This is a genomic window from Paraburkholderia sp. AV2, from assembly GCF_054968425.1.
In genome coordinates this window covers 63,865-76,397 of sequence record NZ_JBANLK010000018.1, presented here as the reverse complement: position 1 = coordinate 76,397, position 12,533 = coordinate 63,865, and the positions used below count along the sequence as shown (strand labels likewise).

Here is a 12,533-nt window from a genome sequence, read left to right as displayed (position 1 = left end):
GTCGATATGGTGCGGACAAGGTTAGGGAAACTCGACGGGCCTGACAAACAAAATTATTGCACCGACTATGCGAATTGATCGATCAATTCACCTGTTCCGCGGCGGATGGAAATGGCGATGTTCATGCGCTTGACCCACTGGGTCGGGCGACCCGCCGCGGACTTCGTGCGGATGCGGCCGCAGTAGGCCCCCCTCCCGGCTGTAGCCTTGCTCGCCACCTAGAAGCATGGAAGACGGACTTCCGCAGCCAATCCACCTTCCGGCCGGATTGAAAGTTCGAGCTTGCCATGATGTTGCCGCGCGATCCTCTCCGCGATCGCAAGACCCAGTCCGGTACCCGCAGCCCGGTCAGCGCTCTCCACGCGCCTGAACGGTTGCCGGATTACCGTCAGCAACTCCTCGGGGACACCCGGTCCAGCGTCCTCGACGACGAGCACGACGCATCCTCCATCGCAGTATGTTCGGACTGCCAATCCAACTTTTCCGTGAACCACCGCGTTGTGCATCAGGTTCATCAGTAGCCGTTGCATGCCGACGGCGCGATAAGGAATCTCCGGCAACGGCGCCAGATCGAGCTCAAACACGTGCCCGAGCCCCGCGTAATCAGCGGCAAGCTGTTCCACCAGGGCATTGAGATCACCCGGCACGCGCGGCTCGTCATCCCAGCCGCGGGCGAAATCGATGAACTGGGCGACGATCGTATCGATCTCGGAGACGAAGCGCTCCGCGTTCGCGAGCGGCGCATCGAACGACTCCGGTGCGGTAATCGCCATACGCAACTTCGTCAACGGCGTGCGGATATCGTGCGAAATGCCGGCCAGCATTTCCGTGCGCGTTGCCTCCACGCCGGCAAGCGCTTCCACCATCCGGTTGAAGGCCTCGGCCACTCTCGCCAGCTCCGTGGGCCCTTTCGCGGGAACGGGCTCCGGCCAGCTGCCGCGCTCGATCGTCGCGGCAGCATTCGCGAGTCGTCGCAGTGGGCCGGCCGTGTGACGCTGGATCAACCACGCGCCGAGCGCGGGCAGCATGGCGAGTGTCAGCGCGATACCCATCGCACCGAGCGACAGCGACTGCCCGATCGCCGCGGCCACGGGCAATGCGACCCAGTAGTACCGGCCGTCGATCACGAGGCGCACCCAGAAGCGATGTTGGCCGCCAGCTTCCCCATACGCCTGCGCCCCGGGAGGAAGACGCTCGCTCAACACGCGAAGAAATCGGCGGACCGTATAAGCATGTGGCAGCAATCTGTGCGTATCGACCGGGGGCGTACCCGAAACGCCGCCGTTCATCGCCGTCAGCTCCCGGCTCCGCTCAGGCTCAGGCAAGGCCACCAGCAAACGCTCCATCATGGCGGTTTGCGAGGCGACCAGCGAAGCCGCTTCGTCTATGCGCGGTTTCTGGACAAAAATGAAGATCGACAGGAACGTCGAAACCTGGCTCGTGATGACAACCAGCACGAGCAGCACGAGGTTGCGTCCGAGCAGCGAAGCGGGCAATAAGCGGGTCATCCTTCGAGCTCTGCCATCAGCATGTATCCCACACCCCAAACGGTACGAATAAAGCGAGGCTTCGAAGCATCCGCTTCGATGATCTGCCGCAGGCGCAGAACCTGCACGTCGACGCTGCGCGCATTCGCGTCGTAGTCGCGGCCATGCGAGCGTTCGATCAGATTCAGCCGGCTCACTGGCCGGTTGGGCGTCTGCGCGAGCGCGCAGAGCAGACGCAGTTCCGCCTGACCAAGTTCGACCTCCTGTCCGTCATGGGCCGTCAGCTCATGAAGCAGCAGATCAAGGTGGAAGTCGCCGAATTTCAGTCTGACCGCTTCGTCGTCGAACCGGATGCCATCCCGCGAAACGCGCCTTTTCAGCGCCAGTTCCTGACGGCGCAATATGGCGCGAATGCGCGCGAGCAACTCGCTCGGCAGGAAGGGCTTCGCCAGGTAATCGTCGGCGCCATGCTCGAGTCCGACCACGCGATCGACTGGCTCGCCGCGCGCCGTGAGCATGAGAATGGGAATGATCTGTCCTTGCGCCCGCAGGCGACGGCAAACGGAGAAGCCGTCTTCGCCCGGCATCATGATGTCGAGAATCAGCAGGTCGTACGGCTCGCGCTCGAGAAACATGTCCATCTGCTGGCTGTTCTTCGCCGTACGCACGTCAAAGCCGTGCGCCGCCAGATAGCGCTGCAACATGTTGCGGATTTCCGCTTCGTCGTCCAGTACGATGATGCGGGCAGCCCGCCTGTCGCCGGGAGCCGGAATGGTAGTCAACATGGCGATCTGCGGTCCTCCCCTATCGACGGGCAAAACCATTGTTGCGCACAGGGCACGCTTACTGGCGATGCTGCGCCGCGTAGCGCTCGATGTCGTCCAGCGTCACGTAACCCTTGTGGTCCGCGTCGATCTGGTCGAAATTCTTCGCCACTCTCGGCATGCCGGCCTGCGCTTCCGCCAGCGTCAGCTTGCCGTCGTGGTTCGTGTCGGCCGCATCGAATCGGGCCTGGAGCTTTTGCAACGCTGCGCCTTGCGCATAAGCCGTCGAAGTTGCCAAGGCAGCGATCAGAATCAGACAGGTACGTTTCATTTTTCTCTCCATGAAAAAGACAAGCTGGCTGCTTGAAACTCGTCTGGAAAACGAGTGTAAGAAAACCCGCTGCAATACAGGTTTCGAATGTGTAAAAATAAATGTCAGCCTATGTCACGCCCCAGTGCCGGCCGGTGCCGCCCGTCGTCCGGAAATGAAGCGTAAACATCGGAGGCCGGCCGACGCGGACATGGCAATCGTGTAACGGGAAAATTGACGGCACCGGGTACCGTCGGGAATTCAGCACTTGCCGTCCCTATTCCCCGGCGGCGCGCTGGCGCCGCAGCAACGCCGCCCGACTTCGCAGTTCCTCCGTCGTCTCGCCATCACCGTCCGCGCGCCAGCCTGGCGGACGAAACAAGTGTCCCAACACCGTGGCCAGGTTCCGCGCGGCAGTCAGGTCGCGAGCGAGACTTGCCCAGTGCCCGAATTCCACGACGAACGGATTCTGCGATCGCGTAGGCGTGACGAGACCGTAGCGACAGGGAAGCTCGTCGCGCTCGGCCACATACGTGCCGAACAGACGATCGAAAATAATCAGCGCACCGCCATAGTTGGCATCGAGGTACTCGACATTCGACGCATGGTGGACACGATGTGCGGATGGCGTATTGAAAACGTACTCCAGCCAGCCAAGCCGTGGAATCCAGGTGTTGTGAATCCAGAACTGGTAGAGCAGATTGATGGACAACGACGCCAGGACGACATGGGGATTCACACCCAGCCAGATGAGCGGGGTGAAGAAAAGCCCGCTTCCCGTCAGCTTGCCGGTCCAGCCGAGACGGTAAGCCGTGGACAGCGTCAACTGGTTCGGCGAATGATGGACCGCATGCGAGGCCCAGAAGAACCGGATACGATGTGCCGCGCGGTGATACCAGTAGTAAAAAAACTCCTGCCCGACGAACACCAGCAACAACGTCGGTATGCCGTGCAGCGGAACGGTGTAGATCCGGTACTGCCAGGCAAGGGCGAAAACCGGCGCAGCGAACGAGAGCGGCAGGCGGTCAATGACGCGGCGCCCCGCCATGTCGACGAGCGAAATCCCCATCTCGTACCATGCGAACAGCGCACCTCCGCGACGCGCCCGCCAGGAAAGCACGACGGCCTCGACCAACGACAGGCCGATCAATACAGACGAAACGACAAAAGCAGATCTGAGTGTGTGAGCCATGCCTGGGAAACCGGTAAGCACGGGACGACCGTTCGGGTGCCAGGCATCACTTGGAATGCCAACGCCAGGTAGTCCGAAATGGTGCCGTAGACATCGAACATTTCAATAAGGCGCGTAGTAGTAGTACACCGGACGCGTATATACGACGGGTGGCGCCACAACGACGGGCGCGGGCGGCATGACGATCGTGTCGCCCTTCGCAGTAATGCACTGGGCGTAGGCGTTGTCATACTGCCGCTGCAATGCGGCTTCCGTCTGTCCGCGCTGGTTCGCACCCGCAGCCGAACCCAGCAGGAGACCGACGCCCGCGCCTATTGCGGCACCCGCACCTGCGTTACCCGCTCCCGCGCCGATCAGGGCGCCCGCAGCCGCGCCGCCGGCGGTACCGAGCACGGGCGCCGCCGCGCCCGATTGCGCCGTTGAATGACTCGAAGCCATCGGGTTCACAAGCTGAGACGCGTACGTGCGACAACTAAAATCGTCTTGCTGGAATGCGTTGAGTGTCTTCCCCGGAGCGGGGAGCGCAGATACGGTCGGGTAGCTGGGCGGCACCACCGCGCAAGCGCAAAGGGCAAGCAGCGTGCAAACCAGGAGCACAAGGTAGCCCGGACGGAAAATATTCATGATGTGCAGAAACAGTCGTTGCGAGGAGTGAGTGCCCGCGTAGTCCTAAAACCGGTACGCGAGCCCGAGGGAACCGAAGACGCTTGCCCGCCGCTCGACGATCGGACTGGCGGCCGCGTCGCCGACCAACGTGCCGACACCGGCGGCAGCGCGCAGCGACCAGCGCGCGTCGAGGCGATGATCGAGCGCGACCTTCAGATCGACGCGCGAAAATCCCGCCGACGGTGAATACACCGGCAGATGTGCGGCACTATCGATCGACTGCTCGCTGTCGATGCCAAAGTAGGTCTGCTCGGCCGGGCCGTTCGACCAGACCGTATCGGCCGAAACCGTCACCTTGTCCTGCGGCATCTCGAGCGCAACGTAAGACACGCCCAGCGTCGCGTGATTGCCGTAGCCGGCGTGCGCCGACTGAAGGAACTTCAGGTTCACGGCCATCCGGCCCATTTCCCAGCGAACGAACGCGCCATACACGAGCGAATCGTCGATATTGCCCGTTCCGTTGAGGATCGTTGCGTAGTCCTGGTCACGACCTAGACCGACACCGATGAGCGGACCGGCGCTCAGATGTGTACCGATCGGCCAGGCCACCCCGCCGTCGAGCCCCTCGGCAAAGAACCGCATCCCCGAAGCCGTCTGGCTCGAGAGCGCAATGACGGGTAATGGCAACACACGATAAGCGGTTGCCCCCTGATAGCGCGGCAACGCCGTGATATCGAGACCTATGCTGCCGTCTGGCGAGGACTGCGCAAAGGCACAAGTCCCGTACACCCATGTGCATACGATGAGCGTAAGAGACACTACGCTTCGGTGACTACGGCCTGCGCGGCCGTTCGGCGACGTGAGATCGGGAAAAAATTCGGACATGGGCGATCAAGCGGATGGGTAGCGGGAGGGAAGGACGCTCGAAGCACGCAGCGTTGGTCAGGACCAGTGGCCAGGCACCCAGACGTTACCGACCCAATGGGCCCCTACCCAGACGCGTGGCGGAACCACCACCATAGGCGCCGGCGCGACCACGACGGGCGCTGGAGCGACGGCAACGGCCACTGGCGCAGCAGCCGGCACCATCACGGCAGACGGCGCAGCAACCACCGGAGGCACGACCGCAACGACCGCGGCCGGCGGAGGCGCTGCCACGGCGACGCCGGGCGCCGGAGCGACGACCGCAACGTGGGGGGCTCCCGTTATGACTACGCCGCCGGTGGTGACCGTGCCGCCATGCGGACCGGTCACGCTGCCCGATGTCGCCACGACTCCCGGCGCCACATGCACGGCCGTCGTCGTATGAGAGACGGTTTCGCCCGCCGGACCCGTGACGCTCGCCGTCCGCGTACAGACACCGCCCGCGCAACGGGTCGAACCCGAATGCGAGTAAGTTCCGTTCGGTCCGCTGAGGGTCCCCGAAGACGAGAACTGCCCCGGCCCGGTTCTCGTCACGCTATCCGACGTGCTGACCGTGTGGCCATTGGGACCGGTCACGCTGCCGTCGTGCGTGCAGGTTCCGCCTGCACAACTGGTCGATCCGCTGTGCGTGTAGCGACCGCCGTCAGGACCGGTCGCAGTGCCCGCATTCGTGAATTGCCCCGGGGCCGTACGCGTGACCGTGCCGTGATTCGTCGCGAGACCTCCGTACGGCCCCACGACACCGCCGCTATGCGTACAGGCGTTGCCGCCGCACGAGCCGTAACGCACGAGATGCGCATCGGCACCCTGGCAGAGTAGCGCCAGCAGTACCGACGCCGTAGCCGGAACAACGTTTCTCATGAATGCCCTCTTGCGGAAAAGACGAATCAACGCCGCCAATGTAGAAAAACGCGAGGGCAATAGCTGTTAGCAATTCATGTCAAACGATGTCGGCGAACATTAGAGCGCACCGGGAGAAGGCGAAGAAAGGTCGAAACGCGATGACATATTTTCAGAACAGATTTTCATTGGCACGCCGATTACGCTTGCATTCGTGGCCGGCACCCGTCGGTCTTTCAACCCTGCCTCACCAAGGATCTGCGATGAAACTGCGTTATCTGATCGCCTCTGCAAATGGGCTGGCATTCGCGCTGCTGGCGCAGTCCGCAATGGCCGGCGTGGCCATTGGCATCACGGTTCCAGTCGCACCCGTCGTGCCGGTCGTACCGACTTACGCCCCCGTAATCATCCCGGCTGCACCGGTCGTCGTCGCCGCGGCTCCGGTGGTGGTTCCCCCTCCTCCGGTCATCGTCGCACCGGTGCCCGTAGCCGTCCGGCCTGTTTATGCCGCTCCGTACTACCCGGCCGTCACCGTGCATACCGGGTACTGGGCGCGCGGTGTCGTCGTCGTTCACTAGTCCCCGCCCCGTGCCGCCGTGTGAGCCACAGCGGCATTCCGCCCCGTTCCTCAGCAGTGGCGTTCGAGGCGGCGGAGAGGCCCCGTCTCTCCCCGCTTCCTTTTTCCTCCGACCGCGCGTTACAGGTAAGTCCCTCTTTGCTTCCGGCCGGAAGTCTTCAGTCACGAACGGTCCCGCTGAACCAGACGTCACCCCTGGGTAGAGGATGTAACGCTGCTTGCAGCCACGGGAGCGCTGGCCGGCGGAGTGTCCGCCGGTTGGGTGCTGTTCGTTGCGTTATGCCTCGTCAATGCTCCAGACAGCGACGGTGCGCCGGGAATCAGGACACAACCGCTCACGGTGAGCGCCGGCATGGCAAAGGCGGTGAATAATCGGAGCGAGTTGAGTTTGAAAGCATCGAACGATGCGTACGACTGAGTATGTCCGCAAGTCTCCTAGCCCAAAGGTCTCCAGAGGTGCCCCCCTGGAGACTCTGCAACCGGATTGAGTGTCTCGCGCTCCCAGGCAAGACGTTTATAAAAATTCCCGATTGCGGGATTTGCCCGGGATCGGGATTTTCAACGCGTGTTTCGTATGGCTTACTTCGTGCCCACGGTCTGCGACGGCACCCACTTGCCGTCGACGACCTTGTACACCGTTACGCCACCATACTTCAGGTCTCCATACTGATCGTAGGCCAGCTCGTTAGTGGTCACGCCCTTCATGTTCGTGGCCTTCAGCGCGGCGAGATAGACGTGCGGATCGGTCGAGTTCGCTTTCTTCATCGCGTTGAACACCGCCATCGTGCCGTCGTAGGCATAAGGCGCGTACAGTTCCACCGGCTGGTTAAAGCGCTTCATGTAGTGATCCGAAAATTCCTTGCCGCTCGGCATCTGGGCAAGCGGGCTGCCCTCCGAAGCGGCCAGCGTGCCCTCGGACGCCGCGCCCGCGATCTTGATCAGGTTGTCGGACTGCACCATGTCCGGGCCGATCAGCGGCGCCTTGATGGCAAGCGAGCGCATCTGCTTGAGCATCGGCGCAGCCTGCGTATCGGCGCCGCCGTAGAACACCGCGTCGACATCCGACGCCTTGATCTTCGTAAGGATCGCGCGGAAGTCCACGGCCTTGTCGTTCGTATAGTCCTGATCGACCACGGTGGCGCCTGCCGCCTTCACGGCCTTCGTGAACTCCTCCGCCACGCCCTGCCCGTAGGCGGTGCGGTCGTCGACGATCGCGAAGCGCTTGAACTTGAGATCTTTCGCGGCGTACTCGCCAAGGACGCTGCCCAGTTGCGTGTCGGAAGTCAGCAGGCGGAAAGTGGTGGGCAGGCCGAGGCGCGTATAGGTGGGCGCCGTGGCCATGGCAATTTCGGGAATGCCCGCTCTCGCATAAATCGGCGCAGCCGGGATGCTGGTGCCCGAGTTGTAGTGTCCGATCACCGCGACCACGCCATCGTCCACGAGCTTTTGCGCAACCGTCGTGCCGGTCCGGGGGTCCGCCTGGTCATCCTGCGCATCGAGCACGAAGTGCACCGGCTTGCCGCCGATCACCGGATGGGTCGCGTTCATGTCCTCGATCGCCAGCTCCACGCCGCTCTTGAAGTCGGCGCCGTAATGCGCCTGGCCGCCGGTGAGCGGCGCGGCGAAACCGATCTTGACGTCGTCGGTCTGAGCGAAGGCCGCGGTGCTGCCCAGTGCAGCGGCAGTGCAGGCGAGCGCGGCAATGGCGGTGGCCATGGCGCTCGCGCGCAACGGCAGACGATATTCGGAATGGTTCATCGGGTCTATTTCCTCACACTTTCACGTTGTTCATGGACGCCGCCTTATCGTTCATAACACGCTCGCGGCGTGTGGCATTCCTCCGCAACAGCAAACGCCACACGAACGGCGAATAGCGTCGCGGCTCGCGACGAGCCGCCTCGTGTGTTGCAAGGTTGTGCCGACTGGATCAGCGATGAAAACAAGTATGGCTACGCGCGGCACCGGCGGCTTGGGGGCTTTTATGCGTCAGGATGACGAAATCGGCATAGTGCCGCGCGGGCGCCCTTCGGCGCCCCGGGGAAACCCTCGGATCCCGCGCGGCGGACGGATCGGCGCCGGAATGGCGACCGGGGACGTCAGGTCCCGCTCCGCCCGTTGATATCCAGCACGAGCCACCTGCCGATATAACGCGAGCCGTCCGAAGAAAGATGGTCCCGGTCGGCGTACAGGAACTCGCCTCCCTGCCGCGCATAGCAGCTCCGCGCGTCGCACAGGAGCGGCATGGGATTGAACACCTTCACGCCGGGGAATTGCTCCAGCACCGCGAGGATGCGCGCCTGGGTGCCCGCCAGCCTGCGCTCGACCTTCGCGCGCGAGACCGAGCACGACGAGCGTATCGAGATTTGCACGGGGCGACGCACGCAGGTGTCCGGATCGAAATCGAGCTCGGGCGTGTCGAGCACGAACACCACGTTCTTGCCGGCCGCGGTGAGCTTGCGCAAGGTCTGCGCGAGCCCCGCGAGGTAAACGTCCAGATTGGACTCGCCGTCCTGCCCGCCGGCATGTTGGCCGGCAGGCACGAGCCGGATATAGCTGCCCTCGTCGTAGTCGAAGCCTCCCTTGATCGACGAGATCGCGTAGCTCGACAGAATCACCGAATGGATATCGGGCGACTTCGTCACGTAATCGAGCACATCGTCGAACAGCGCCGCGCAATGTTTGACATAGCCCCCCAGGTGAATGTCGATACCGTAGAACGGCGGACAATTGCCGCTGCCGACCGCGAGGATCCCCGTGCCGGAGGCCGAGAGCGCCGACTGAAGCCCTTCGTAGTAGTGATTGGCGTGGCTGTCGCCGAGCAGCGCCACGACAGGACGGCCGTTGGACTCGGGCATCATGCAGAAGTCGGATCTGGGGAAAGTTTTCTTGCATTCACGCGTGAATGCCCAGCCCTCCTGATGCCCGCCGAAGTTCGCGTCGGGAAAGCGGTCGGGGAAGCCGTTGTCGCGCGAAATGGCATAGCTGGATAATCCGACACCCATCATCGCCACGAAGAGCCCGGTGGCGACGCGCGCCGGATAGCGCCGCGCCTGACGGCTGAATCGCGCGGGCGCTTCGACGAAGCTGAACGTCATGCAAGACAGTACGACGGCAGCCCCGATGGCGGCGACCAGCATCGGGGTTGTCGGCGCACCGCCGCTCAGGAGGCGGAGGAAGGCCAGTATCGGCCAGTGCCAGAGATAGAGCGGATAGCTGATCAGCCCGATATAAGCAAACGGTTTGAGCGAAAGCACGCGGCGATTGAGCCAGGCCGCCGGCCCGGCGGCGATGATAAGCGTGGCGCCCCCCGCCGGCAACGCTGCACGCCAGCCTGGAAACAGCGTTTTCGGATCGAACAGCACGAGGCTCGCGACGACGAGCGCGAGCCCCGCGAACGAGACGAAGTCGTGCAGCGCCTGCCTCGTGCCGCTCGCTTGCGTCGCCCGGTATTCGCCCGAAGCAGGCCCGCGCGTGCGTAGAAATTCCGTCCACGCCAGCGTGGAGCCGAACAGCAGCTCCCAGAAACGCGTGACCGGCAGATAGAACGCCGCGGTCGCGTGGGTCCCGCTCAGCCAGATGCTGCTGGCAAGCGAGAGCAGAATGGCCGCGGCGATGACGAGCGTCGCCACGCGCCGGCTCGTGAATCTCCAGAGCCCATACAGCGCGACCGGCCAGACGATGTAGTACTGCTCCTCGACGCCAAGCGACCACAGATGCAGGAGCACGCTGGACGAAGCGCCCTGCGAGAAGTAGTCCTCGGTCATATAAAAATAGATGTTCGCCACGAACGCGACACTGGCCAGCGCGTCGCGCGCGAGACGCGCGAGCTCGCCGGACGCCATCAGCGCGAGGCCCGCCGAGAGGCTGGCGACCAGCACGACGACGAGTGCCGGATAGATACGCTTGATGCGCCGCACGTAGAAGTCGACGAGGCTGAAGCGCCCCTGATCGAGCGTCTCGATGATGTGCTGGGAAATCAGGTAGCCGGAGATGGCGAAGAAAATATCCACGCCGACGAAGCCGCCCGTCAGCGCGCGAGGGCAGGCATGAAAGATGACGACCGAAACGACCGCGACCGCGCGCAATCCATCGATGTCCGGCCGATAGCCCTGTGCGGGCTTGCGTGATGTAGCGCTCACTGTGGTCTCATCCCGAATGTCCGTGTGGCTGCGGGTCTCACCAACGGCCGGTGCGCGCGAATACGACGCGCCGCAGGGCGCACTGTGCTGGTTGCCTGCCACATGGTATCGGCGCGGTGAATGCGGACTGTTGCCCACCTCACGCAAACGCACGCATCGCGCGCATCCGGCTACGGGCGGCGTGCGTCATGCCTCGGACAAGACCATTAAAGCAGGCGCTCCGACGCGCCACCGTGGTTGAGCGCACAGTCCGATGGCGCCGATCGCGCGGACAATGAGATCCAGCCTGTCGCCAGCGGCGGCGGCGCGCCGCTCTTCGCCCGCGCGCTCCGCAGCCCGCACGCCTCCCGGAGCCAGCCTTATGCCCCTTCTGTCGACCGCGCTCGAACGCGAGCGCAACAACTTCGATCTGGTCCGCCTGCTCGCCGCCGTGGCGGTCGTCTACGGCCACTCATTCGTGCTTCAGCAACCCGACGGCCGCGTCGACCTCGTCACGGCATTCCTCGGCTTCGACTATTCCGGCAGCCTGGGCGTGTTTGCGTTCTTTCTGCTAAGCGGCATGCTCGTGACCGCCAGCTTCGACCGGCAGCGTTCGGCGCCGCGTTTTCTTGTGTTGCGCATATCGCGAATCTGGCCCGCCGTTGCCGTGGGCGCCCTCTTCGTCATGTTCGTCATTGGCCCGTTCTTCACTACGCTGCCGTTGCGCCAGTACTTCACGTCGGGCACCACGTGGAGCAATCTCGACACCTTCTCCACGATCGTGCTCGGCAAGCACATTGCGGTTGCAGGTGTCTTCGAGCATGACCTCTACTCGATCTGCGCGCCCCTCTGGACGCTGCCCATCGAGGTGCGATACTACTTCGTCGTGCTCGTCACCGGCATGATGGGCTTGCTCAAGACGCGCCGCGGCATGATGCTCGCCATCCTCATCGGCATGGTGCCGTTTCTCGTGCACCCGCATCTGGACCCGCATGTCTACATCACGCTGCGCCATCTCGACAAAAAGCCCGGCGGCTATGCCTTCTTCCCGGAACCCGTATTCATGGCGGGCATGCTGCTCTATGCCTTTCGCAAAAGCGTGAATATCAACGGCTGGGCGGCTGCGACCCTGTTCGCCGCCTATCTTGCCCTGCGCGGCACGCCGCTGGCGCAGCCGGTTTTCTACCTGGCGTTTGCGTATGGCGTGCTGTGGTTCGGCACGACGCCGTTGCTGCACCGCTTCGTACCGCGCAGCGATTATTCGTTCGGGATCTATGTCTATGGATTCCCGATCCAGCAATGCGTTGCGCACCTCTGGCCGAATCTGGATCCCCTCATCTCGTTGCTGATCGCCGGACCGGTCATCTTCGCCTGCGCATTCGCCTCATGGCATTGCATCGAGCGCCCCGCGATCCGGTGGACGCGCAGACGTCTCGCGAAAACGCGCGGCGCGGCAAGACAACCCGCACCCATGGCCGAAGCGGCGACGCGCTGAGCGTTCGCGTCGGCCCGAGGCGCGAAGGGACCGGTTCCGCAGCGGCCCGCTATGTGCGCGCGCCCACAGACAAAAATGTAAGCCATTCGTATTGTTTGGGTATCGACGTTTTGTCGGGGGCCGGTGGACCGCGAGACTGGCCCCGTCAAACAATGGGAACGGCAGGGTGAATCGTAAGGGGGTGGCCATGACGCTATCGCGCATACGCGAACACGAGGGT

Annotated in this window: 11 protein-coding genes; 2 read left to right on the top strand and 9 right to left on the bottom strand. The window is 63.4% G+C overall.

Features of this window, described 5'->3' with window-relative positions; translation table 11 throughout:
- Window positions 1-218: 218 nt before the first annotated feature.
- The 7 genes from V8683_RS14970 to V8683_RS14940 all read right to left on the bottom strand — a co-directional run bounded on the left by V8683_RS14970 (window position 219) and on the right by V8683_RS14940 (window position 6,144).
- Complete coding sequence (locus V8683_RS14970) at window positions 219-1,496, bottom strand: ATP-binding protein (RefSeq protein ID WP_411186771.1); 1,278 nt, start codon at window positions 1,494-1,496, stop codon at window positions 219-221.
- Between the two features lie 8 nt (window positions 1,497-1,504).
- Window positions 1,505-2,272: a response regulator gene (locus V8683_RS14965; RefSeq protein WP_411186773.1), complete on the bottom strand. Its 768-nt coding sequence runs from the start codon at window positions 2,270-2,272 to the stop codon at window positions 1,505-1,507.
- A 58-nt stretch (window positions 2,273-2,330) separates the two neighbouring features.
- Entirely contained in the window at window positions 2,331-2,582 is a 252-nt protein-coding gene (locus V8683_RS14960) for an EF-hand domain-containing protein (protein WP_411186775.1), read from the bottom strand.
- 256 nt (window positions 2,583-2,838) lie between these two features.
- Window positions 2,839-3,753, bottom strand: coding sequence for a sterol desaturase family protein (locus tag V8683_RS14955; protein WP_411186777.1), 915 nt, complete (start codon window positions 3,751-3,753; stop codon window positions 2,839-2,841).
- A 102-nt stretch (window positions 3,754-3,855) separates the two neighbouring features.
- The gene (locus tag V8683_RS14950) at window positions 3,856-4,191 is read right to left on the bottom strand and encodes a glycine zipper domain-containing protein (protein ID WP_411186779.1); all 336 of its coding nucleotides are present in this window, start codon (window positions 4,189-4,191) and stop codon (window positions 3,856-3,858) included.
- Window positions 4,192-4,422: 231 nt separating this feature from the next.
- A complete protein-coding gene (locus V8683_RS14945; RefSeq protein WP_411186781.1) occupies window positions 4,423-5,244 on the bottom strand; it encodes a MipA/OmpV family protein in 822 nt (273 codons plus the stop codon).
- Between the two features lie 57 nt (window positions 5,245-5,301).
- Window positions 5,302-6,144, bottom strand: coding sequence for a heme utilization protein (locus tag V8683_RS14940; protein WP_411186783.1), 843 nt, complete (start codon window positions 6,142-6,144; stop codon window positions 5,302-5,304).
- Between the two features lie 242 nt (window positions 6,145-6,386).
- Between V8683_RS14940 and V8683_RS14935 the strand changes: the two genes are divergently transcribed.
- Entirely contained in the window at window positions 6,387-6,701 is a 315-nt protein-coding gene (locus V8683_RS14935) for a hypothetical protein (RefSeq protein WP_411186785.1), read from the top strand.
- 578 nt (window positions 6,702-7,279) lie between these two features.
- Here V8683_RS14935 and V8683_RS14930 read toward each other — a convergent pair.
- On the bottom strand, window positions 7,280-8,416 hold the full coding sequence (locus tag V8683_RS14930; protein WP_411190431.1) for a branched-chain amino acid ABC transporter substrate-binding protein: 1,137 nt from the start codon (window positions 8,414-8,416) through the stop codon (window positions 7,280-7,282).
- Between the two features lie 380 nt (window positions 8,417-8,796).
- On the bottom strand, window positions 8,797-10,839 hold the full coding sequence (locus V8683_RS14925; protein ID WP_411186787.1) for an acyltransferase family protein: 2,043 nt from the start codon (window positions 10,837-10,839) through the stop codon (window positions 8,797-8,799).
- Between the two features lie 361 nt (window positions 10,840-11,200).
- Between V8683_RS14925 and V8683_RS14920 the strand changes: the two genes are divergently transcribed.
- Window positions 11,201-12,313 carry an acyltransferase family protein gene (locus tag V8683_RS14920; RefSeq protein ID WP_411186789.1) on the top strand — a complete coding sequence of 371 codons (1,113 nt, stop codon included), beginning with the start codon at window positions 11,201-11,203 and terminating at the stop codon, window positions 12,311-12,313.
- The last annotated feature ends 220 nt before the right edge of the window (window positions 12,314-12,533 follow it).

Coding starts and splice junctions, on each gene's coding strand:
- V8683_RS14920 (WP_411186789.1), top strand. CDS start 11,201: ATGCCCCTTCTGTCGACCGCGCTCGAACGCGAGCGCAACAACTTCGAT.
- V8683_RS14935 (WP_411186785.1), top strand. CDS start 6,387: ATGAAACTGCGTTATCTGATCGCCTCTGCAAATGGGCTGGCATTCGCG.
- V8683_RS14930 (WP_411190431.1), bottom strand. CDS start 8,416: ATGGCCACCGCCATTGCCGCGCTCGCCTGCACTGCCGCTGCACTGGGC.
- V8683_RS14950 (WP_411186779.1), bottom strand. CDS start 4,191: ATGGCTTCGAGTCATTCAACGGCGCAATCGGGCGCGGCGGCGCCCGTG.
- V8683_RS14955 (WP_411186777.1), bottom strand. CDS start 3,753: ATGGCTCACACACTCAGATCTGCTTTTGTCGTTTCGTCTGTATTGATC.
- V8683_RS14945 (WP_411186781.1), bottom strand. CDS start 5,244: ATGTCCGAATTTTTTCCCGATCTCACGTCGCCGAACGGCCGCGCAGGC.
- V8683_RS14960 (WP_411186775.1), bottom strand. CDS start 2,582: ATGAAACGTACCTGTCTGATTCTGATCGCTGCCTTGGCAACTTCGACG.
- V8683_RS14965 (WP_411186773.1), bottom strand. CDS start 2,272: ATGTTGACTACCATTCCGGCTCCCGGCGACAGGCGGGCTGCCCGCATC.
- V8683_RS14940 (WP_411186783.1), bottom strand. CDS start 6,144: ATGAGAAACGTTGTTCCGGCTACGGCGTCGGTACTGCTGGCGCTACTC.